Source organism: Pseudomonas xionganensis (assembly GCF_009763245.1).
Classification (GTDB): Bacteria; Pseudomonadota; Gammaproteobacteria; order Pseudomonadales; family Pseudomonadaceae; genus Aquipseudomonas; species Aquipseudomonas xionganensis.
Genome location: NZ_WKJZ01000002.1, coordinates 31,568 through 53,169, shown reverse-complemented (window position 1 = coordinate 53,169; position 21,602 = coordinate 31,568). Strand labels below are relative to the sequence as shown.

The 21,602-nt window shown below is 63.4% G+C and carries 17 protein-coding genes and 1 tRNA gene; 10 read left to right on the top strand and 8 right to left on the bottom strand.

Translation table 11 applies throughout. The annotated features are described in order from the left end of the window. Positions 1-12: 12 nt before the first annotated feature. Together GJV18_RS12765 and GJV18_RS12760 are read left to right on the top strand one after the other, a co-directional pair. Positions 13-855, top strand: coding sequence for a CvfB family protein (locus GJV18_RS12765; RefSeq protein WP_160346191.1), 843 nt, complete (start codon positions 13-15; stop codon positions 853-855). 50 nt (positions 856-905) lie between these two features. Then, a tRNA-Thr gene (locus GJV18_RS12760) sits at positions 906-981 on the top strand. Between the two features lie 169 nt (positions 982-1,150). Here GJV18_RS12760 and GJV18_RS12755 read toward each other — a convergent pair. Continuing rightward, the gene (locus GJV18_RS12755) at positions 1,151-2,821 is read right to left on the bottom strand and encodes a GGDEF domain-containing protein (protein ID WP_160346189.1); all 1,671 of its coding nucleotides are present in this window, start codon (positions 2,819-2,821) and stop codon (positions 1,151-1,153) included. A 90-nt stretch (positions 2,822-2,911) separates the two neighbouring features. Next, a complete protein-coding gene (locus GJV18_RS12750; RefSeq protein WP_160346187.1) occupies positions 2,912-5,098 on the bottom strand; it encodes a hypothetical protein in 2,187 nt (728 codons plus the stop codon). A gap of 305 nt (positions 5,099-5,403) precedes the next feature. On the opposite strand from GJV18_RS12750, the gene GJV18_RS12745 reads away from it, so the two are divergent. Both GJV18_RS12745 and GJV18_RS12740 read left to right on the top strand, forming a co-directional pair. Further along, positions 5,404-6,750 (top strand): spinster family MFS transporter, encoded by a 1,347-nt coding sequence (locus GJV18_RS12745; protein WP_160346185.1) that lies wholly within the window; start codon positions 5,404-5,406, stop codon positions 6,748-6,750. Between the two features lie 120 nt (positions 6,751-6,870). Then, positions 6,871-8,823, top strand: coding sequence for an HD domain-containing phosphohydrolase (locus GJV18_RS12740; protein ID WP_160346183.1), 1,953 nt, complete (start codon positions 6,871-6,873; stop codon positions 8,821-8,823). A gap of 220 nt (positions 8,824-9,043) precedes the next feature. On the opposite strand, the gene GJV18_RS12735 is transcribed toward GJV18_RS12740, so the two are convergent. The 4 genes from GJV18_RS12735 to rapA all read right to left on the bottom strand — a co-directional run bounded on the left by GJV18_RS12735 (position 9,044) and on the right by rapA (position 15,276). Further along, complete coding sequence (locus tag GJV18_RS12735) at positions 9,044-9,931, bottom strand: M48 family metalloprotease (RefSeq protein WP_160346181.1); 888 nt, start codon at positions 9,929-9,931, stop codon at positions 9,044-9,046. A 16-nt stretch (positions 9,932-9,947) separates the two neighbouring features. Next, positions 9,948-10,454, bottom strand: a complete 507-nt coding sequence (locus GJV18_RS12730) for an SH3 domain-containing protein (RefSeq protein ID WP_160346179.1) — start codon at positions 10,452-10,454, stop codon at positions 9,948-9,950. Continuing rightward, positions 10,447-12,291, bottom strand: a complete 1,845-nt coding sequence (locus GJV18_RS12725) for a CHASE2 domain-containing protein (protein WP_160346178.1) — start codon at positions 12,289-12,291, stop codon at positions 10,447-10,449. The genes GJV18_RS12730 and GJV18_RS12725 overlap by 8 nt, the downstream gene beginning before the upstream one ends. Before the next feature lie 141 nt (positions 12,292-12,432). Beyond that, the gene (rapA, locus tag GJV18_RS12720) at positions 12,433-15,276 is read right to left on the bottom strand and encodes an RNA polymerase-associated protein RapA (RefSeq protein WP_160346176.1); all 2,844 of its coding nucleotides are present in this window, start codon (positions 15,274-15,276) and stop codon (positions 12,433-12,435) included. A 162-nt stretch (positions 15,277-15,438) separates the two neighbouring features. Here rapA and GJV18_RS12715 point away from each other — a divergent pair, with 162 nt between their 5' ends. From GJV18_RS12715 to ccoM, 4 genes are all read left to right on the top strand, one after another. Continuing rightward, a complete protein-coding gene (locus GJV18_RS12715; protein ID WP_160346174.1) occupies positions 15,439-15,738 on the top strand; it encodes an aspartate-semialdehyde dehydrogenase in 300 nt (99 codons plus the stop codon). A gap of 36 nt (positions 15,739-15,774) precedes the next feature. Continuing rightward, on the top strand, positions 15,775-16,380 hold the full coding sequence (locus tag GJV18_RS12710) for an alpha-ketoglutarate-dependent dioxygenase AlkB family protein (RefSeq protein WP_160346172.1): 606 nt from the start codon (positions 15,775-15,777) through the stop codon (positions 16,378-16,380). Beyond that, the gene (locus GJV18_RS18535) at positions 16,370-16,537 is read left to right on the top strand and encodes a hypothetical protein (RefSeq protein ID WP_178113448.1); all 168 of its coding nucleotides are present in this window, start codon (positions 16,370-16,372) and stop codon (positions 16,535-16,537) included. The genes GJV18_RS12710 and GJV18_RS18535 overlap by 11 nt, the downstream gene beginning before the upstream one ends. A gap of 152 nt (positions 16,538-16,689) precedes the next feature. Next, positions 16,690-16,806 (top strand): cytochrome c oxidase subunit CcoM, encoded by a 117-nt coding sequence (ccoM, locus tag GJV18_RS18775; RefSeq protein ID WP_325065257.1) that lies wholly within the window; start codon positions 16,690-16,692, stop codon positions 16,804-16,806. A 71-nt stretch (positions 16,807-16,877) separates the two neighbouring features. Here the strand turns inward: ccoM and glpD are convergent, their stop codons facing one another. Together glpD and GJV18_RS12700 are read right to left on the bottom strand one after the other, a co-directional pair. After that, positions 16,878-18,419, bottom strand: coding sequence for a glycerol-3-phosphate dehydrogenase (gene glpD / locus GJV18_RS12705; protein ID WP_160346170.1), 1,542 nt, complete (start codon positions 18,417-18,419; stop codon positions 16,878-16,880). Positions 18,420-18,710: 291 nt separating this feature from the next. Then, positions 18,711-19,469, bottom strand: coding sequence for a DeoR family transcriptional regulator (locus tag GJV18_RS12700; protein WP_160346168.1), 759 nt, complete (start codon positions 19,467-19,469; stop codon positions 18,711-18,713). 99 nt (positions 19,470-19,568) lie between these two features. Between GJV18_RS12700 and ybaK the strand changes: the two genes are divergently transcribed. Then, positions 19,569-20,039 carry a Cys-tRNA(Pro) deacylase gene (ybaK, locus tag GJV18_RS12695; protein WP_160346166.1) on the top strand — a complete coding sequence of 157 codons (471 nt, stop codon included), beginning with the start codon at positions 19,569-19,571 and terminating at the stop codon, positions 20,037-20,039. Positions 20,040-20,078: 39 nt separating this feature from the next. Continuing rightward, positions 20,079-21,566 (top strand): glycerol kinase GlpK, encoded by a 1,488-nt coding sequence (glpK, locus tag GJV18_RS12690; RefSeq protein ID WP_160346164.1) that lies wholly within the window; start codon positions 20,079-20,081, stop codon positions 21,564-21,566. Positions 21,567-21,602 lie beyond the last annotated feature (36 nt).

Here is a 21,602-nt window from a genome sequence, read left to right as displayed (position 1 = left end):
GGGTAGGGCATCATGGCGCTGATTGGACGGATGAATAGTTTGCAGGTGGTGAAACACACCGATTTCGGCCTGTATCTGGATGGTGGGGCGGACGGCGAAATACTGCTGCCCAAGCGCTATATACCCAGTGACAGTCCCAGTGAAGTTGAGGACTGGCTGAATGTGTTCGTCTATCTGGACAGTGAAGACAAACTGATCGCCACCACGGAAAAGCCCAAGGTGCAGGTCGGCGAGTTTGCCAGCCTGAAAGTGGTGGATATCAACCGTGTCGGCCTGTTTCTCGACTGGGGCCTGCCCAAGGATTTGCTGCTGCCTCATTCGGAAGAAAAGCGCCCGTTGCAGGTGGGCGATTACTGCGTGGTGCACGTGTTTCTCGACAAGCGCAGCAAACGCATCACCGCCAGCGCCAAGCTGGATCGCTACCTGGACAAACTGCCGGTCAATTACCAGAGTGGCCAGGAGGTCGACCTGCTGGTGGTCGAGGCCACCGATATGGGCTTCAAGGCCATCATCAATGGCCAGCACTGGGGTCTGATCCACAAGAACGAAGTCTTCAAGTTTCTGCGTTCGGGCATGCGCGAAAAGGGCTATATCAAGGAAATGCGCAGCGACGGCAAGATCAGCCTGAGCCTGCAGCCGGTCGGCGAGGAACTGATGGGCAGCCTGAGTCAGCAGATCCTGGCCAAACTGCGCGAGCAGGGTGGTGTCCTGGCGCTGAGCGACAAGAGCTCGCCCGAGGCCATCAGCGCCCATTTCCGGGCCAGCAAGGGCAACTTCAAGAAGGCCATCGGTGGGCTGTACAAGCAGGGTTTGATCCAGATTCACGCCGACCGCATCGAACTGGTCAAAGCCTGAAATCGGCGGCTTGAGTCGCCGCAGCGCTTGATCGATACTGCGCGGGCGTTGCCGCAATAGCTCAGTTGGTAGAGCAACTGATTCGTAATCAGTAGGTCGGAGGTTCGATTCCTCTTTGCGGCACCATATAAATCAAAGGCTTGCAGCGATGCGGGCCTTTTTGGTCGGGCTATCACCGGGCTGGCGTTGTAAAGAAACCCCGAAAGAAATTTGCCGTGCCCCCCCCCTGGCCAATACCTGCTACCGCAACGCTACGCCCAACCTCAAGCGGCCAACTTCTAATCTCAAAGCATCATTAGGTTCGGCTGCCAAGCTCGCCGGCCTGATCAGCCGGACGCGGCATGCATTCGACCCGGTTGCGCCCGCCTTGTTTGGCGCGGTAGAGCAGGCGGTCGGCGCTGTCCACCAACTGGTTGAGGGACTGCCCTGGCTGCCATTGACTGACACCGAAACTGGCGGTCACCCGAAGATCGGCGTACAGCGGCGCCGAGGCAACCTGGCCGCGTAACTTTTCGGCAAGCTCGCAGGCGTGACCCAGTTCGGTATGGGGCATCAGGATGACAAATTCCTCGCCACCCCAGCGGCACAGGCTGTCGGCTTTACGCAGGTGGGATCTGAGCCGTTGCGCCAGGGCACTGAGTACCTTGTCGCCCACATCATGGCCATGCTGGTCATTGATCTGCTTGAAATGATCGAGGTCGAGAAAGATCAGGCTCAGGGGCTCGCCATAACGCTCGGCGCCGGCAATGGCCTGCAGCGCCACCTCCTCGAATTTGCGCCGGGTCCACTGGCCGGTCAGGCGGTCGGTATTGGCCAGTTCTTCCAGCCTCTGGTTGCTTTGCAGCAGTTGCTCTTCGGCCTCGCGACGGCGCCCGACCTCACGGCGCAGGCGAGCGCTCAGGTGGGCGAAGCGCAGGGCAATGGCGGTGACCAGCAGCAGCGTCAGCAAGCCACCTGCGACTATCTGGTAGAGCAGACGGTGATCGGTTTCGAGCCTGCGTGTGTAGAGAAAACGGTCCAGATCCAGGCTGCCCTGGGCCAGGCCCAGCTGTACATAGTGCTGGGCAATGGTTTCCCAGCGTCCGGGGTTCATGTGCCCCAGTTGCACCAACTCGGGCATGATCAGTTGCCTGAGCGCCTCGGCCTCAAAGCGCAGGTGAGCCAGGCTCTTCTGTGGGGCATGCTGCTGATGGATCAGCTGGATGCTTTCTTCTATGTGTTCCAGGGCGTATTGCCAGCCACGCAGGCTGGCCTGGAGAAAGGCGTCTACCTGTTCGGGGCGGCGGTGCAGCAGGTCGGCATGGGTGCTCAGCACGTCGTTGTAGAAGTTGACCCCATACTCGCGCGGCTTGAGCAGGCGGTAGGGCACCTGCCGCTGTTGCAGCCAGAAGGGTTCATTGGAGACATAGCCATTGTAGGCATCGGTGTGACCGTCAATCAGATCCTGCGGGTTGAAGCTGGTGGGTTGTTCCTGCACCTGATCGAGGCGGATGCCTTCACGCATCAGCATGATGCGCAACTCGGCGCTCTCCGGCAGGGGCATGGCCATGACCCGTTTGCCCGCCAGGTCGTGGGGCGTGTAGATGCCTGAGTCGGCCCGCACTATCCACACGCTGGGCGAGCTCTGCATCAGGGCCGCCAGGGCGACCACGGGCTTGCCGGCCATATGGGCAATGACCAGACCGCTGTTGCTGATGGCAAAGTCCACCTCGCGGGCCAGCAGACTGTCTATGGGGTTGGGCGTGCCCGGCCCGCCCGGCAGGATTTCCACCTCCAGCCCGGCTTCGCGGTAGTAGCCTTTTTCCTGAGCCATGTAATAGCCGGCAAACTGAAATTGCGGCAGCCAGCGCAGTTGCAGGCGCAGGGGTTCGGCTGTCAGGGCCAGGCCCGGAAGGCAGAAGAGCAGAGCCAGCACTACTTGCGCTAGCAAAGGCCGGGTGTGGTGCGGGCCGGGTGAAGTGGGCATCACGACCCCCTGTGGGGCTGGCAGGCTGTCGCGCTGCCGTTACGTCCTTGTGGTGTGGCCCGGCAGGCGCTTTGCCTGCCGGGCCACGGTTCAGTGCTGGGCGTCGTAGTTGTTCAGGGAGATCACGCGGGTCTTGCCGATGCGGTGGCGGTAGATCTCGCGCAGGTACTTGATGGACTTCTTCACGCTGTCGCGGGACAGGCGGATATCGTTGATCGAGACGAACTTGTCCTGATCATGGATCAGCTCGCGGTATTTCTTCTCGTACATCGGTTTGATCGCATACCAGTTGGTATCGAGGATTTTCGCCGGGTTTTCGTACTCGTTGAGCATGGCATCGAGTCGCGCTTCGTCGAATTCATCGGCGACGATAAAGTCGAGAATCGCCTGGTCCAGGCTGTCGTCGAAGCGGTGCGGCTCGCGGGCAAAGCAGCGCTTGATAAAGGCCACGATCAGGGTCAGGAAGTCGTCCGACAGGCACGGGCTCTTGACGATCAGGGTAGTCAGCGAGAGGTTGGCCGAGGCGCCGATGACCAGGGCGTAGCGCTTCAGGGTGGTGTTGGGGAACAGGCTGTTCAGGTGAGTCTTGAGCCGGTTCAGGTCCATATAGGACAGCTTGTAGTCCTTGGGCAGGGAGACGATGGACACCACCGAGGAGCAGTTCTTGAAGAAGTGCAGGTTGTTCAGCTGGCTGGCGTCATAGCCGCTGGCCTTGTACTGCTGCAGGGCCTCGCGGTAGCGCTTGGACTCGATCGGCAGCAGGCTGATGCCTTCGATGGCCTGGGTCACCTTGTTGAAGTGCGGCAGGTCGATGGAGCGGAAGAACAGGTCGTCGACATCCAGGCGCGGCTGCTCCTTGTCCAGCACGCGGAATTTTTCCAGGGTGGCGGCGGCGCTCTGTTCCGGCACCACGGATTCGGCATAGGCCACGGCCACGGGACCGGCCAGGCTCATGAACAGGTCGTTGGCATCCAGGCGGATGGTTTCGCCGATGTCGATACCGGCGCGGCGGAAGTAGTTCTGGTCGTAGTCGGTGGTCACCGCCTGGGCGGTGAGGATGTTGAAGATCTGCTGGGAGATGTACTGGTTGGCGTGACGCTCCATGGCGTTGACGTCGATGTTCTGGATATTGCCGTCATCGGTTTCTTCGGCGTAACGCATGATGTCGTTGGAGATCAGCATCATCGCGTTCCAGGGGCGGATGCGGCGCATCACGCTGGCCTCGCTGTTCTCCTCGTTGTCGAAGTTGTAGGAGAAGTCCCATTCCTCGGCCAGGTACTTGCACAGCAGGCGCCCGGCGTTGATATGCAGGGCCTCGGACATTTCGCTGCGTTGGTCGGAGATGTTCGGCAGGATGCAGATGCCGCTGGTGAAGATCGGCTCGAAGACGAAGCTGTGGTCGCGATTTTCCGGGTTTTCGTCGAAGTTCTTCGTGTCGAAGGTCTTGCTCATGTAGGCGAACTGCTGGGCCAGGCCGAATTCCGAGGCCATGCCCGAGCCGGTACCGCCGCCGGCGCTGAAGATATAGAAGTACAGGCGCGACTGGTTGGCCTTGATCCCGCAGGAGTCGATCAGGTAGCTGTGGATGAATTTCCAGTCTTCATTGGTGAAGCGCTGGGTGTCCTTGTTGAGGATGATCTTGGCCAGGTACTGGCCGAGGATCGGAGCGTTACCGGCACCACCGGCATGTACCTCGGACAGGTCCATGATCTTCATCTTGCTGTAGTCGCTGAGGAACCCGCTGGTTTCCCCCTTGCGCGAGAAGCGGATGCGCCCCTCGATATCCTTGTCCAGGTCGCCCAGCATCACCAGCGGCTCGATCAGAAACACCGGCTTGGCGCCCTTGGCCGGCGCACGCAGCAGGTTGCTGCGAATCCAGCGGGTGGGGCGGAAGTCCTGCTCGGCCACGGCCTTTTCTTCGCTGTTGAATTCGCTCAGGTAGAACTGCCGGGCGTTGTACACCAGGGAGGCGACATCCAGGGCGATATTCGAGCCGCAGCGCCCGAGGCCGATCAGGCACACCGAGGGGAAGTGCTGCACGCGCTTTTCGTGCTCGTCATCCGGGTTGGCCGGCGGGAACACCATGCTGCGCAGGCCGTCGAGGTTGTCGAGGATGCGTTCGATATCGCTCTCGGTGAAATACATGTACTGCTCGCCACTGTCGCTCTGAACATAGGGCGCGCTTGCCGGTACCTCCGGTGCTAGCAGCGTGTCGGCCAGATTGGCCAGGGTGGCTTCGGAAGCAGGGGTGGCAGCGGCGTCTTTTTTTGTTTTCATCGAGGACAATCCGGCGGCTGGAATCGGGGACGAGTAAATGATGGTCAATAGCCATGTTTGTAGCATGAAAAGCCGACGGCTGTAGCCCTGTTGCGTATTTTCCTGATGCCTATGGGTGTAGTTGCCCGGTGCCGGGCGCTTGTTTAGGGGCGGCTACCGGCCAGGGTATCGCCTGGCATCAGCCTGATTGATAGTCACAGACAGCATGGAGGGGAGGCTCTAGATTGTTGGACAGCTGACTGACCAGTCGCAGGATCCGGCCGCCAAGGGTGGCGCCTGTCATAAAAACAAGAGAGAGCGATCCCATGCAGCAAACCCAGCAAGCGGCCAATGCCTGGCGCGTCCTGTTTCTTCTGTTTCTCGCCAACCTGTTCAATTTTTTCGATCGCACCATCCCGGCAATCATCATCGAGCCGATCCGCCTGGAATGGAGCCTCAGTGATTTCCAGCTGGGGCTGATCGGCACTGCCTTCACCATCGTCTATGCCATTGCCGGCGTGCCCCTGGGGCGCATGGCCGACAATGGTGCGCGGCGCAAGATCATGGGCTGGGGCCTGGCGGTGTGGAGCGCGCTGACCGCGGTCAACGGCCTGGCGTGGAATTTCTGGAGCTTTCTGCTGATACGCATGGGCATCGGTATCGGTGAGGCCAGCTATGCGCCGGCGGCCAATTCGCTGATTGGCGACCTGTTCCCGGCGCACAAGCGCTCACGGGCCATGGGCATCTTTATGCTCGGCCTGCCCCTGGGCCTGTTGCTGGCCTTCTTTACCATCGGCGCCATGGTCGCGGCCTTCGACAGCTGGCGCGCGCCCTTCTTTATCGCGGCGGTGCCGGGGCTGGTGCTGGCGGTGTTTATCTTCTTTATCAAGGAGCCCAAGCGCGGGGCGGCCGAGCAGGTGCAGCAACACGCCGATATCGCGCCGGTGCAGCAGCCGATTCGCAAGGTGCTGGCGATTCGCACCTTCTGGTGGCTGATCATGGCCGGGCTGGCCTTCCAGTTTGCCTCCTATGCCTGCAGCTCCTTTATGGTGCCGATGTTGCAGCGCTATTTCCTCCTGTCCCTGCAGCAGGCCGCCATGGCCACCGGGGTGATTGTGGGCCTGACCGGTCTGGTTGGCCTGACCCTGGGCGGCTGGGTGGCGGACAAGGTACATCAGCGCTGGAGCCAGGGGCGTTTGCTGTTTGCCACCCTGAGCATGCTGATCGCCGCGCTGTGCACAGGCTGGGCCCTGGCTGCCGGACGCATCGACACGGCGGTGTTTGTCGGGGTGTTCAGTATCGGCTGGCTGTTCTCCTACAACTTCTACACCTGCGTCTACACCGCCATTCAGGATGTGGTCGAGCCGCGTCTGCGGGCTACCGCCATGGCCCTGTTCTTCGCCGGTCTGTACCTGCTCGGTGGCGGCTTCGGCCCGGTGGCGGTGGGGCTGTTGTCGGATTTCTATGCCCAGGCGGCGATGCAGGCGGCCGGTGCCAGCGAGATGACCGAGGCCTTCAAGGCCGTGGGGCTGCACAACGCCATGCTGTTGATCCCGGTGGCGCTGCTGCTGACCATGCTGGCGCTGTTTATGGCCTCGCGCAGCTTCGTGGCCGACAGCCTGCGCATGCAGCAGGGCTTGCAGCGCGACAGTCAGCAGCCGTCTTTGGCCTGAGGCTCGGTTAGCGGCGCTTGGGCTCGGTAGGCCAGGCGCCGGATGGCCGGGCAGGCTGCGGGCCTTGTGCAATACTCAGAGGCATGGCCGTCACGGCCATCGCAGCTGAGGAATGCCGGTATGCTCGACAGCCATCTTGTCCTGGGCCACAGCAGTGCATTGGCCGACCACCCCCTGCAGGCCAGCCTGCAGCAGTGTGCGGTGAGCCTGTGCGGCTTGCAGCCTGGTCAGCCCCTGCCGCCCGAGGTGCAGGTGCTGCTGCTGGATGAGGCGCTGCTGGATGAGCATCCCCTGAGTCACTGGCAAGGCTGCGGTGCGATTCTGGTGGGCTGCCTGGATCTGCCCGGGGTGCTGCCACTGCCGGCTGCTTCGGCGCCGACAGAGCTGATGGCGTTGCTGCGTTTTGCCGTGGAGCAGCAGGCGTTGCGGCGCAAGAGCGAGCAGCTGGCGGCGGCCCTCGAAGGCAAGCACGATGACCTGAGCAAGTTGGTGGATGTGGGCCTGGCGCTGTCCGCCGAGCGCGATCTGGACCGGTTGCTGGAAAAGATCCTGATCGAAGGTCGGCGCCTGTCCAATAGCGATGCGGCCTCGTTGTTTCTGGTGGCACGTCGGGCCAATGGCAGTGCCCAGCTGATCTTCAAGCTGACGCAGAACACCAGCCTCAGCCAGAACAGCTTTCAGGATCAGCGCATGCCCCTGAGCAAGGCATCGATTGCCGGCTATGTGGCTCTGACCAGCACCGAGCTGAATATTGAGGATGTGTATGCCATCGCCGAGGATGCGCCGTACCGCTTCAACCGCTCCTTCGACCTGCAGATGGGCTATCGCACCCTGTCCATTCTGGCCATTCCCATGCTCAATCACCGTGGTGAAGTGGTGGGGGTGCTGGAATTTATCAACCGCCAACGCAAGGGCGGCGACCCGCACAACCCCGAGCTGATTCCCTTCGATGAAGAAGTGGCGGTGTCCTTGCGCGCCCTGGCCAGCCAGGCCGCGGTGGCCATCGAGAACCGCCAGCTGCTGGACGATATCAGTCGCCTGTTCGACGGTTTTGTGCAGGCTTCGGTATTCGCCATCGAACAGCGCGACCCGACCACCAGTGGCCACTCCTTCCGCGTTGCCGAACTGTGCCTGGCCCTGGCCAACCAGCTGCCCCATGCGCCGGTATCGCGTCTGCGCGAGCAGGCGCTGAGCGCCGATGGCCTGCGCGAGCTGCGCTATGCCGCGTTGCTGCATGACTTTGGCAAGGTCGGGGTACGCGAGCATGTACTGGTCAAGGCCAAGAAGCTGCCCGAGCACAAGGTCGAGCTGTTGCAGTATCGGGTGGCCCTGGCCAAGGAGAATCTGCACAACCAGTTCCTGCGCAAGATGCTGCATGCCTATCGCCACCAGGGAGGGCTGAGCGATGAGCAGCGCCTGCTGCTGGAAGCCGAGGTGGCCAAGGAATGCGAGCGCCTGGATCGCTACCTGACCAGCATCCTTACGGCCAACGAGCCGACCATGCTCAGTGAAGGCAATTTCCAGCACCTGCAGGAGATTCAGGGCGAGCTGGTCAAGGCGCCGGGCAACTGCCTGATCAGCCTGCTCAGCGAGGACGAATTCGGCGCGTTGGCCATCCGCAAGGGCAGCCTGACCGAGCAGGAGCGCCACGAGATCGAGCGCCATGTGGTGCATACCCAGGAGTTTCTCAGCCTGATTCCCTGGACCCCCGACCTGCAGGGCGTGCCCCATATCGCCGGGGCTCACCATGAAAAGCTCGATGGCAGCGGCTATCCCAAGGGGCTGGTGGGCGACGCCATTCCCTGCGCCTCACGGATCATGACCGTGTGCGACATCTACGATGCCCTGACCGCTTCCGATCGACCCTACAAACCAGCCATGCCCCTGGAACGGGCCCTGGATATCCTCAAGAGCGAGGCCCAGAGCGGTTTGCTGGATGCCGAGCTGGTGGAGCTGTTTATCGCCAGCCGCTGCTTTCAGGTCAGCGGCCCGCCCGGTTCCCACCCGGCCTCGCACTATGTGCACCATGTCTGCGACTTCGAGCCGGGCTGCAAGGGTGACCACCCGCATTAATTCCTGGCTTGCGTGACAGACTTGAACAGGTGGCATTGGGTTTGTCTTGCGGCAAGTAGGGTGTGCCGTGCGCACCAATGCCAAGTAGCAGGTGCGCCTGGCGCAACCTACTGATACAGCTATTCTCGGACTCGTGGCACTGGCCGAAGGCCGCATGCAATGGCCTCATTGCTCGCAGGAGTCGGCCATGCCTGCGATCTGCCCATGTTCATGGCCCTGCCTACTGCGCCCGCAATGCCTGCAGGTAGCGCATATCAAGCATCTGCGGCGAGCCGTGGGCATGGCGTTCGATATGCTGATAGACCGGCTCCAGGCGCTGCAGGCGATCGCCGATATTGGGGTGGGTCTTGAGGAAGCTGACCAGGGTGGCATCGTCCTGGCGGGTACTGGCCAGGGTCTGCAGCACGCCGGCCAGGCCGTAGGGGTCGTAGCCGGCCCGGGTGGCGATTACCGCGCCCATGGCATCGGCCTCGTATTCGTCGCCACGGTCCAGGCCGCGGGCATACAGATCACTCACGCTGCGGGTGAACTTGTCGGCTATGGCGGTTTTGCTGCTGTCGCCGCTCTTGGCGGCACTGGCCTGTACGGCCAGGGTCGCCAGGTCGCTGAGCAGGCCGGTCTGAGCCTGCTGCTGGATGGCCTTGAGGTGATGGCGTTGCACCACATGGGCCGCTTCGTGGGCCAATACCCCGGCCAGCTCGGCCTCGCTGTTCATGCGCAACAGCATGCCGCGGGTGATAAAGATATAACCGGCTGGTGCCGCGTAGGCGGCCACCTGGGGGCTGTCCAGAACCACGAAACGCCAGCGAAGGTCGGGACGCTCGCTATGCTGGGCGACCCACAGGCCGACCCGGTTGACGTAGCGCTGCAGCTCCTGATTGTTCAGTACGCTGGCCTGCTGCAGCAGCACGCTGGCGGTGTTCTGGCCGATGACCTGCTCCTCGTCGGCGCTTTTCTGGCCCATATTGGTTAGGTTCTGGCCGACGCTGGCCAGTTTGCCCAGGTCGACTCCCTGTACCTGAATACCTTCCAGGCCCTGGCAGGCGGCCAGATTCAGGCACAGGCCCAGGAGCAGGGCACGTTGAGCGGTGATGCGTATCGCGAACATGGCGTGAACCTCCTGGTCATTGGCGGGAGTAGGGCAGGGGCTGGCTCTGCAGGCCGCCCTGCTGGGCGAAGGCGCGTGCTTCAGCGGGTTGGGCGGCGAAGTGCTCCAGGTCGTACAAGTTGGCCGGCAGGCTGCCGGCTGCGCTTTTCAGCTGCTCATCACTGATGCCACGCACACCGGTGGCGACCCCGCTGGCGGGGGCGGCCTTGCTGCCGAGGCTGAGCAGGTTGCCCAGGTTGCTGCTGCCGCTGCCCTGAGTCTGCTTGACGAAGCGCAGGCTGAGCAGGGGGAGCCAACCCTCCTGGCCGGTGCTGGTTCTGACCTGGTACCAGCCGCCTTGACGGGCCTGAACCATAACGCTGGCCTGCTTGCCGATTCGTCCCAGGCTGCTGGCGTTGTGGCTGGGGTCGGCGCGCAACTCACTGTCCTGCACGGTCTGGGCCTGGCGCAGTTCGCTCAGGGCCAGGCCACTGTAGAGGGTCAGCAGTAGGGCGACCAGGCAGGTGTGAAGGAGCTTAGTCATGCAGTTTCCTCCTTGGTTCAAACAGCTGTACAGGCTCGGCGCGGCCCTTGACCTGATGCTCGCCCTGGGCGATGAAGTCCAGCGGCAGGCTGCAGGCCAGGCGCGTGGCCTCGGAAATCAGCAGGTGCGCGCGGCCCTTGGTCAGCCCCTCGATACGGCTGGCCAGATTTACCGTGTCACCTATTGCAGTGTAGTCATAGCGTTGGCTGGCACCGACCAGGCCGACGACCGCCGGTCCCGTGTGCAGGCCAATGCCGATATCGAAATCCGGGCAGTTGTAGTCGCGGCGAAAGGCTTCGAGGTTGTCGAGCATCTCCAGGGCCGCCAGCACTGCCTGGTCGGCCTGCTGCGGGTTGTCCAGGGGCGCGCCCCAGAAGGCCATGATGGCGTCGCCGATAAACTTGTCGAGGGTGGCCTGATGCTTGAACAGCACCGCCACCTGGCTGTTGAAGTAGCCCTCCAGCAGGCTGACGATCTCCTGGGCACTGTGCTGCTCGGAAAGCGTGGTGAAGTTGCGAATATCGGAAAACAGCACGGTCAACTGGCATTCCTTGCTGGCCAGCAGGGCTTCGGGGTCGTCGCGGCTGACCAGCTGGCTGACCACTACCGGATCCATAAAGCGGCTGAACAGGCGGATGGTGTCCTGCAGTTGCTGGCGCCGGCGCAGGTAGAACAGGGCCAGGGCGCTGGCCAGCAGCAGCCATAGGCAGATCAGCCCGGCGACCACGCTCATGAGCTGGCCCTGCAGGGCCAGCCAGTAGCTGCCGGCCAGCAGACCCAGGCTGCCCAGCAAGCACAGGGCGAAGGCTGCGGGCAGTCGCTCGCGTAACAGCAAGGCAATCAGCCCCAGTAACAGCAGCCCTGCCGGGAGCAACTCCTGCCAGGCTTGTGGGCGATGCAGCTGACGAGCATTGAGCAGGTTGTCGATGGCGGTCATCAGAATAAAGGGGGCCGGGTACAGGGTATCCAGGGCGGTGGGGCGCAGATCGTGCAGGCCCGAGGCGGTGGTGCCGATCAGGATGATTTTGCCCTGCAAGTCATGTTCCAGAGGTTCGCCCTGGCCGCGGGCCGCAGCCAGGACTGCGGCGTAGGGCAGGCGTGGGTAGGGCAGGCGTGACTGGCTGGGCCAGTCGAGCAGAATGCTTGGCTGTTCGGGCAGCCGGACCCCCAGATCGTGCGCGATACGTGCCGGCAGGCTGGGCAGGCGCCAGTCGGCGAAGTCCCGATACAGCTCATAGCGCCGGCCGATACCGTCGGGGTCGGCGCGAAAGTTGATGCTGCCCAGTTTCCACAGTTCACTGGGAAAGGCTCGGGGCAACAGCAGCAGGGCGCGTGCCTGTTCCGTGCCGCGCCGTCCTGGCGCTTGCCAGGTCTGCTGCGGATAGCTGTCGAGCAGAGGCGCCTGGCCGGCTTCGACAGTCTCCTGGGTGAGGGCCGCCAGGTAGGTGTTGGGGTGAGCGGCCAGTACTTCGGCGAAGAACTGGTCGGCATCCGGGTTGAAGGCATCCGCCTCGCTGAACAGCACGTCGAAGGCCACGGCCAGGGGCTGCTGTTGCTGCAGGTAGTCCAGCAGTTCGGCATGTACCGAGCGCGGCCAGGGCCATTTGCCGGCCTCGCTGGCCATCACCTGCAGACTCAGGTCGTCGATATCAATCAGCAGCAGGCGCGGGTCCGGGCTCTGCTCGGCGGCACGCTGGCGGGTCAGCCAGTCCAGATGGGCATTGTTCAGGCCGCTGAGGGTCTGTGACAGGTGCAGTGTGGGCAGCAGCAGGAGAGCCAGCAGGCAGAGGCTGTATAGGCTTCGCTTGAACAGGCGTGATGTGGAGCCGGCGGGCACTGAGGCGCTTCCTTGTTGGCTGCTGCAGGGCTATGCCACTGAATCTAGCAGCTAATCCGCCGTGTGCCTTTGTAGGAGCGGGCCAGGCCCGCGATCACGGATCATCGCGGCCAGGGGCCGCTCCTACAGGGTGGTGGATGTTTAGCCGGCCACCAATACCCGGATGGCTTCCAGGCGCAGGGCCGCCTTGTCGAGCAGGGCCAAGCCCTGTTCGCGCTGTTCACGCAGGGCCTGCAGTTCACTGTCACGCACGCTGGGGTTGACTGCCTGCAGGGCGGTCAGGCGGGCCAGTTCCTCGCTGGTTTGCGCATCCAGGCGCTGCTTGGCCTCGGCGACGCGGGCCAGGTGCTTGGGCTCCACCTTGCTTTCGCCGATGCCAATCAGAGGGTTGAGGCTGTCGCGCTGAGCCTGGACAAACTTGTTGGCACTGGCCCGCGGCACGCTTTCCAGCTGATCGTTCAGGGTTTCGAACGCCACCTTGCCGGCCAGGTCGTTGCCATTGGCATCCAGCAGGCAGCGCAGCGCCACCGGCGGCAGGAAGCGCCCCAGCTGCAGGGCGCGGGGCGCCACCACTTCGCTGACATAGAGCAGTTCCAGCAGCACGGTGCCGGGCTTGAGGGCCTTGTTCTTGATCAGCGCCACCCCGGTGTTGCCCATGGAGCCGGAACGCACCAGGTCCATGCCGCCCTGCACCATGGGGTGTTCCCAGGTGAGAAACTGCATGTCCTCGCGGGCCAGGGCCTGGCCACGGTCGTAGGTGATGGTCACGCCTTCGTCGTCGCCCAGGGGGAAGCTGGCATCCAGCATCTTTTCGCTGGGGCGCAGGATCAGGGCGTTTTCCGAGTGATCTTCGCTGTCGATACCGAAGGCATCGAACAGCTGCTCCATATAGATGGGCAGGGCAAACTGGTCGTCCTGTTCGAGGATCGCCTCCACCAGCGCCTCGCCCTCACCGGCGCCGCCGGAGTTGAGCTCCAGCAGGCGGTCGCGGCCGGCATGCAGCTCGCTTTCCAGGCGTAGGCGCTCGGCTTTGGCAGTGTCGACCAGGGCTTGCCACTGGCCGTCATCGCCGCCTTCGAGCAGGGGCAGCAGCCGGCTACCGAACTGCTGCTGCAGGGCGTTGCCGGTGGGGCAGGTGTTGAGGAAGGCATTCAGGGCCTGGTGATACCACTGGAACAGGCGCTCCTGGGGGCTGTTCTCCAGGTAGGGCACATGCAGCTGGATACGGTGCTTCTGGCCGATGCGGTCGAGACGGCCGATGCGCTGTTCGAGCAGGTCCGGGTGGGCCGGCAGGTCGAACAGTACCAGGTGGTGGGCGAACTGGAAGTTGCGGCCTTCGGAGCCGATTTCCGAGCAGATCAGCACCTGGGCGCCGAACTCCTCATCGGCAAAGTAGGCGGCGGCGCGGTCGCGCTCCAGGATGCTCATGCCTTCGTGGAACACGGTGGCGGGGATGCCCTTGCGCACACGCAGGGCGTCTTCCAGGTCCATGGCGGTTTCGGCGTGGGCGCAGATCACCAGCACCTTGAATTTCTTGAGCATTTTCAGGGTATCGATCAGCCACTCGACGCGGGGGTCGAACTGCCACCAGCGCTGTTCCTCGGCATCGTCGCCCTGGGCCTGGTAACTCACCTCCGGGTACAGATCCGGATGCTCGCCAATCGGCAGCTCCATATATTCCACCGGGCTGCTCAGGGGGTAGGGGTGCAGCTCGCGCTCGGGGAAACCCTGCACCGCCGCACGGGTGTTGCGAAACAGCAGGCGGCCGGTGCCGTGGCGATCCAGCAGCTCGCGGATCAGGCGCGCGCGGGCATCTTCGTCCCCGCTGTCCAGGGCGTCGAGCAGTTCACGACCCTCGTCGCCGAGGAAGCCGCCAATGGCAGCGCGGGCCTGGGCGCTGAGCTGGCCGTGATCGAGCAACTCCTGCACCGCCTCGGCCACCGGCTGATAATGAGCGCTTTCGGCGCGGAAGGCCTCAAGGTCATGGAAGCGGTTGGGGTCGAGCAGGCGCAGGCGGGCGAAGTGGCTGTCCTGACCCAGCTGCTCGGGGGTGGCGGTCAGCAGCAGCACGCCTGCAATGACGCCGGCCAGCTGTTCCACCAAGGCATATTCGGGGCTGACGTGTTCCGGGTGCCAGACCAGGTGATGGGCCTCGTCCACTACGAGCAGATCCCAGCCCGCGGCAAACAGGGCGTCCTGGGCGCGCTCGTCCTCGCACAGCCATTCCAGGGCGACCAGGGCCAGCTGGCAGTCCTCGAAGGGGTTGCTGGCATCGCTTTCGATAAAACGCTCGGCGTCAAACAGCGCGACATCCAGGTTGAAGCGCCGACGCATTTCCACCAGCCACTGATGCTGCAGGTTCTCCGGTACCAGGATCAGCACCCGGTTGGCACGGCCACAGAGCAGCTGACGATGGATCACCAGGCCCGCCTCGATGGTCTTGCCCAACCCCACTTCGTCGGCCAGCAGCACCCGCGGGGCGATACGGTCAGCCACTTCACGGGCGATATGCAGCTGGTGGGCGATGGGTTGTGCACGCACCCCGCCCAGGCCCCAGAGCGGCGATTGCAGCTGCTGGCTGGTGAATGCCAGGGTGCGGTAGCGCAGGGCGAACCAGGGCAGCGGATCGATCTGTCCGGCGAACAGGCGATCGCTGGCCAGGCGGAACTGGATAAAGTTGGACAGCTGGGTTTCCGGCAGGGTGACGGCCTGGTTCTGTGCGTCCAGGCCGTGGTAGACCAGCAGACCATCGATATCCTCGACTTCCTGCACGGTCAGCTTCCAGCCTTCGAAGTGGGTGATCTCGTCACCCGGGGCGAAGCGCACGCGGGTCAGGGGGGCATTGCGGGTGGCGTATTGGCGCGTTTCGCCGGTGGCGGGGTAGAGCACGGTGAGCATGCGGCCATCCTGCATCAGGACGGTACCCAAGCCCAGCTCCGCTTCGCTGTCACTGATCCAGCGTTGCCCCGGTTGATACTGCGCCATACCTGTCTCCCCGCGTGAAAAAGCCGGCTATGGTAACGGAAGCGCCTCTTCAGCCATAGTTGCAATGGCACTTGATGGGCGTATCTGGGTCGAAAGTGTAGCGACAGCTGGCTCAAGTCGAGGCCCGCGCGGCCGACAGTCTGACCAAAGGAGGGCCGAATCGTGCTACCACCCATTCCCCATGGTATGGCGCCGGTGACCGTTCAACAGGACGTGATCAAGCCGCGCCCGGAAATCCCCCCCGTCACGCCCTCGGCCGAGAGTGCCAAGGAGAGTGGGGTCAGCCTGGACAAGCGCCACCCCCAGGAAGCCGAGGAACTGTTGCGTGAAGAGCAGCGACGGCGTCAGCGGCGCGGCTACAGTGCCCAGGAGCTGGCGGGCATGAGCGAGGAAGAGGTGGCCGAGGCTGCGGGCCAGGAGTCCCTGCCGCGTCAGGGGCTTTGGGTGGATGTGGAAGTCTGAGACACTGGCCTCATCTTGACTGCTGCCGTGCTTGCCATGCTGTTTAGCGACCCGTTGCCCACCTTGCCCGATGCCGAACTGACCTATCACGCCCATTGGCTCGATAGCGTCACGGCGGATGCCTGGCTCAGCGCCCTGCTTGGCGAAACACCCTGGGCTCAGCCCAGCGTCCAGCTCTATGGGCGCCAGTATCCGGTGCCGCGGCTGGTGGCCTGGTATGGCGATGCCGAGGCCAGCTACCGTTATTCCGGGCTGACCCACCGGCCCCTGGCCTGGACGCCCCGGCTGGCCGAGATTCGCGCCCGGGTCGAGGCTGCGGTGGGGCAGTCGCTCAATGGCGTATTGCTCAACTATTACCGCGACGGCCAGGACTCCATGGGCTGGCACAGCGACGATGAGGCCGAACTGGGGCGTAACCCCCTGATTGCTTCGCTGAACCTGGGCGGCACGCGGCGTTTCGACCTGCGGCGCAAGGGGAGCAACCGTATCGAACACTCCTTGCTGCTGGAGCATGGTTCGCTGCTGGTCATGGCCGGGCCAACCCAGCATCATTGGCAGCACCAAGTGGCGAAGACTCGCAGCCCCTGCGCGCCGCGCCTGAACCTGACCTTTCGTTTGATCAAGCCGAGCCATGAACACTGACAGCAAACTGATCGATTTTGCCGCCGAGCGCGACAAGCGCATCCACGATCTGCGCGACAAGAAACTCAATGAGATGCGCGAAGCCTTCGAGCAGGCCCTGCCGATGCCCAAGGGCAAGGCCAAGAAAAAGCCCAAGGGCAAGCCGAAAAAACGCTGAGTCGCGCCCGCACCCCGTGATCCATTGATCTGGATCAGTCAAACCCCGCCTGCCGTACCCGCTCACCGGCCATTCTTGATTTGGATCAATGGCCGTACATCGCCCCTTGATAACCTGCAGCCATTCCCACACAGGCTGCATCAGGAGGCACCATGTTTATCGATGTTGTTGTTCTTGCCGGAATCGGCACCGTCGGTCTGATGGTCGCCTTCTTCGCCGGGGTCGGTTATTTCATCTGGAAGGACTCGCACAAGCGCAAGCAGAGCTGAGTTTCCAGTACGCAGAGCACGCAAGGCAATTTGGGCGACTTAGGTCGCCCTTTTTTTACTTGTTTTTTAGGTCAGGCTGCGTGGCTATCTGCAGGGCTGTGCGGCGAGCGCGCCTGTAGATAGTGATCCAGGCGCTGTTGCTGGTGAGGGCTCATAAACAGCCCCAGCTTGCTGCGCCGCCAGAGAATATCCTCGGCCTGCAGGGCCCATTCCTGTTCGCACAGATAGTCCACTTCGCGGGTATAGAGGCCACCGCCCAGGTGTTCGCCCAGGTCGGTCAGGTTGACCACGCCCTTGAGCATCAGCCAGCTGCGGCTGCCGTAGCTGCCGGCCCAGCGTCGTGCCAGGCTGGTGGGCAGCCAGCCGAAGCGCGCGCACAGGGCCTCGACCAGCGCGCTCTGGCTTTCCATCTGCTCGGCGCCGGGCAGGGGGCTGCTGGCGGTCCAGCTGGGGCCCAGCTTGGGGAAGTAGGGCGCCAGTTGCGCCATGGCCGACTCGGCCAGCTTGCGGTAGGTGGTCAGCTTGCCGCCGAAGACCGACAACAGCGGCGCCTCACCGGGATGGCCGGACAGCGCCAGGGTGTAATCACGGGTCACTGCAGAAGGGTCATCCGATTCGTCATCGCACAGTGGGCGTACACCGGCATAGGTGTGCACGATATCGCTGCGGCTCAGGCTGTGCTTGAAGTGGGCATTGACCACCTGCAGCAGGTAATCGGTTTCTGCCTCGGTGATGGCCACCTTGGCCGGGTCGCCTTGGTATTCGCGGTCGGTGGTGCCGATCAGGGTAAAGCGCTCCTGATAGGGGATGGCGAAGACGATGCGGCGATCCTCGTTCTGCAGGATATAGGCCTGTTCACCTTCGAACAGGCGCGGCACCACGATATGGCTGCCCTGGATCAGGCGGATGCCATAGGGCGAATCCTGCTTCAGGTCTTCGCGGATAAAGCGCGCCACCCAGGGGCCAGCGGCATTGACCAGGGCCCGGGCACGAATCGACAGCAGGCTGCCATCGGCGCGTTCCAGGTGGATATGCCACAGGCCCTTGCTGCGCCGGGCGCTGACGCAGCGGGTGCGGGTGTGCACATGGGCGCCCTGTTCGCGGGCCGCCATGGCGTTGAGCAGCACCAGGCGGGCGTCATCCACCCAGCAGTCGGAATATTCGAAACCGCGGCTGATCTCGGCCTTGAGCGGGCTGCCGGCGCCGAAACGCAGGCCACGCGAGCCCGCCAGCTTCTCGCGCTTGCCCAGGTGGTCATAGAGAAACAGGCCGGCGCGGATCATCCAGGCCGGGCGCAGGTGCGGGCGGTGCGGCAGGATAAAACGCATGGGTTTGACGATGTGCGGGGCCTTGGCCAGCAGCACTTCGCGTTCGGCCAGGGCTTCGCGCACCAGGCGGAACTCGTGATGCTCCAGATAGCGCAGGCCGCCATGGATCAACTTGCTGCTGGCCGAGGAGGTGTGGCTGGCCAGGTCGTCCTTTTCGCAAAGGAACACCGACAGACCGCGCCCGGCTGCATCGGCGGCGATCCCCACGCCATTGATGCCGCCGCCAATCACGGCGAGGTCGTAGATTTCGGCGAGGGGTGTGCTGGGGGCTGGTTTGATCGGCATGGCGGCACCATTAAGTCGATAACGAACATTTTTATGTTCACTTTCGAAAATATGCTAGTCCAATAGGCGCGACTTTGCCACCCCGCCGCAAATTTTTGCGCCGGGTGGTCGTTATTTTGGGAGCGTGTTTACGACTTCGCGAGCTAGAGCACTGCAAGGCGCTACGTTAGTAACAGCCTCCGGCTGGTCAAAACGGCGAGGAAGCGGAGTTTACGAGCTGTAAATGAGCATCCGAGCCTGTTTTTAACGCAGCAGGGCCGACGCGCAGCAGGTCGTAAACAGGCTCTAGGTTCAGACCAGATCCAGCTGTACCTTGTTCTCGGCCAGCAGGCGGCTGATGGCGGCAGGGGGCTGGCTGTCGGTAAATACGCGGTCGACCAGAGCGATGGAGCCCAGGCGCACCACCGCATTGCGGCCAAACTTGCTGGAGTCGGCGGCGAGAAAGACCTGGCGGGCGTTGTCGATAATGGCCTGGGACACCCGCACTTCCTGGTAGTCGAAGTCCAGCAGGCTGCCGTCCTCATCGATGCCGCTTATACCCACCAGGGCGAAGTCCACCTTGAACTGCTGGATAAAATCCACCGCCGTCTGGCCGACGATGCCACCGTCGCTGCGTACCGTGCCGCCGGCCACCAGCACCTCGAAGTCGGCCTTGGCACTGAGCTGGGCGGCCACATGCAGGTTGTTGGTGATGACTTTCAGACCCTTGTGTCCCAGCAGTTCACGGGCTATGGCCTCGGTGGTGGTGCCGATGTTGATAAACAGCGAGGCGTGGTCGGGGATATGGGCGGCGATGGCGGCGGCGATACGCTGTTTTTCCTCGCGCATCTGCCCGGCGCGCATGCTGTAGGCGGTGTTCTGGATGCTCGATGCTTCGCTCGCCGCGCCACCGTGGGTGCGCCGCAGCAGGCCCTGTTCGGCCAGCTGGTTGATGTCGCGGCGAATGGTCTGCGGAGTGACGGCGAAGGCCTGGACCAGCTCGTCGATGCTGACATAGCCGCGTTCGCGGGCGAGTTCGAGAATGTCCTGTTGGCGTGGCGGCAGGGTCATGGGGTAGATCCTTGCAAATGCGCGACATTATAGGCTGCCGAAAGGGCAATAGATGGGCTAAGGTACGCGAACTTTGTCAGATGATTTTCACATTCGAACATGACTCCTGCCATCGATCTGCTGAAAAAGGCCAAGGCTGAGCACCAGGTGCACAGCTATCACCACGACCCCAAGGCGCCTTCCTATGGCCTGGAGGCGGCGGAAAAGCTCGGTCTTGAGCCGGCTCGTGTGTTCAAGACGCTGCTGGCTGCCAGCGACAAGGGCGAGTTGCTGGTGGCGGTGGTGCCGGTAGCCGGCACTCTGGATCTCAAGGCCCTGGCCCAGGCGGCCGGGGTGAAGAAGGCCGATATGGCCGACCCGGCCGCAGCGCAACGAGCCACCGGCTACCTGCTCGGCGGCATCAGCCCCCTGGGGCAGAAGAAGCGCCTGCGCACCTTTATCGACGAATCGGCGCAGCAGCAATCCAGCATCTATGTGAGCGCCGGCCGCCGTGGCCTGGAGGTGGAGCTGGCAGCCGCCGTGCTGGCGCAATTGACCCAGGCGCTATTTGCGCCCATTGGCCGCATCTAATCGGTCGCTCTACAACCTATAACAACAAGGAACCCAGCCATGTCCCAGTACCTGCTTGCCATCGACCAGGGCACCACCAGCAGCCGCGCCATCGTGTTCAGTGCCCAGGGCCTGCCGGTGGCGCGGGCCCAGCAGGAGTTCAAGCAGTATTTCCCCCAGGACGGCTGGGTCGAGCATGACGGCGAAGAGTTGTGGCTGAGCACCCTCAAGGTCTGTCGTGAGGCGTTGCAGCAGGGTGGCCTGAGCGCCGCGGATATCGCCGCCATCGGCATCACCAACCAGCGCGAGACCACCCTGGTGTGGGACGCCCAGACCGGCACGCCGATCCACCCGGCCATTGTCTGGCAGGACCGACGCACCGCCGATTACTGCGCCAGCCTCAAGACCGCCGGCCACGAAGCGGCTGTGGCGGCCAAGACCGGGCTGCTGATCGACCCCTATTTCTCCGCCACCAAGCTGCGCTGGATCCTTGAGCATGTGCCCGGCGCCCGTGAGCGGGCCGAGCGCGGCGAGCTGCGTTTCGGCACGGTGGACAGCTTTCTGCTGTGGCGCCTGACCGGCGGCAAAGCGCACAAGACCGATGCCAGCAATGCCTCGCGCACTCTGCTATTCAATATCCACAGCCAGCAGTGGGATGAAGAGCTGCTGGCGCTGTTCGAGATTCCCCCTAGTCTGCTGCCGGAGGTGCTGGACTGCGCCGCCGAGTTCGGCCATAGCGACGCCGAACTGCTCGGCGCCAGCATCCCGGTGCTGGGCATGGCCGGTGACCAGCAGGCGGCGCTGATCGGCCAGGCCTGCTTCGAGCCGGGTATGGTCAAAAGCACCTATGGCACCGGCTGCTTTATGATCCAGAACACCGGGGCAACCCCGGTGCAGTCGAAGAATCGCCTGCTCACCACCGTCGGTTATCGCCTGGAGGGTGAGGTCACCTATGCGGTGGAGGGCAGCATCTTCGTTGCCGGTGCGGCGGTGCAGTGGCTGCGCGACGGCATCAAGCTGATCAGCCATGCCCGCGATACCGAGGCCATGGCCGAGCAGACCGGCGACGCCTGCGGGGTCTATCTGGTGCCGGCCTTTACCGGTCTCGGCGCGCCCTACTGGGACCCGAAGGCCCGGGGCGCCATCTTCGGCCTGACCCGCGATACCGGGATCAAGGAAATCGTCACCGCCGGCCTGCAGTCGGTCTGCTACCAGACCCGCGACCTGCTCGAAGCCATGCGCCAGGATGGCGCCGCCGAGCCCAGCGCCCTGCGTGTGGATGGCGGCATGGTGGAAAACAACTGGGTCATGCAGTTTCTCGCCGATATCCTCGGCGTGCCGGTGGAGCGCCCCGAGGTGACCGAGACCACGGCCCTGGGCGTGGCCTACCTGGCGGGCCTCCAGGCCGGACTGTTCCCTGATCTGGCCAGCATCGCCAGCCACTGGCATCGCCAGCAGCGCTTCGAGCCGCGCATGGCCGACAGCCACCGCAGCAAGCTATACGACGGCTGGCTGGATGCGGTGCAGCGGGTGCGCAGCGAGAGCTGAGAAGAGCGCGGGATTAATTCCCTCTCCCTCCGGGAG